The 750-nt window shown below is 46.9% G+C and carries 2 protein-coding genes; both read left to right on the forward strand.

Features of this window, described 5'->3' with window-relative positions; translation table 11 throughout:
* Positions 1-285: 50S ribosomal protein L18 (rplR, locus tag A3756_RS00730; protein ID WP_068552643.1), on the forward strand; the 285-nt coding region annotated here is incomplete at its 5' end.
* Positions 286-296: 11 nt separating this feature from the next.
* Positions 297-750: 30S ribosomal protein S5 (rpsE, locus tag A3756_RS00735; RefSeq protein WP_068552645.1), on the forward strand; the 454-nt coding region annotated here is incomplete at its 3' end.

Consider the following 750-nt stretch of genomic DNA (forward strand, 5'->3'; position numbering starts at 1 on the left):
GGTGAGACCCGACTTACAGTTCATCGTACACCTAAGCATATCTACGCACAGATTATTTCAGGTGAAGGAAACAAGGTTTTAGCCTCTGCTTCTACTCTGGATAAAGATCTTCGCGGCGAAGGTACAGGTAACATTGACGCGGCTACTAAAGTTGGTGCTTTGATCGCTGAGCGAGCAAAGACAGCTGGTGTTTCAAGAGTAGCATTTGATCGTGCTGGTTTTAAATATCACGGTCGTGTAAAGGCATTGGCTGACGCTGCGCGTGAAGCCGGATTAGAGTTCTAAGGGGCATTACGATGAGCGTAGAAGACAAAAACGGTCCAGAGCTACAGGAAAAACTTGTACAAGTTAACCGTGTAGCAAAAGTTGTTAAAGGTGGTCGAATCTTCGGTTTCACAGCACTAACTGTTGTTGGTGATGGTGCAGGTCGTGTAGGTTTCGGTCGTGGTAAAGCGCGTGAAGTTCCAATCGCTATTCAAAAAGCAATGGATGCAGCTCGCAAGAATATGGTTGACGTACCTCTTAGCGGTACAACCTTGCAATATCCTGTAACTGCAAAGCATAGTGGCTCTAAGGTCTATATGCAGCCTGCTTCAGATGGTACTGGTATCATCGCTGGCGGCGCAATGCGCGCAGTGCTAGAAGTCGCAGGGATTCAAAACGTACTTGCTAAGTGCTACGGCTCTACAAACCCAGTTAACGTTGTTCGCGCAACAGTTAAAGGTTTGAGTGCAATGAAGTCACCAGAAG

It is taken from the genome of Oleiphilus sp. HI0086, from assembly GCF_001635225.1.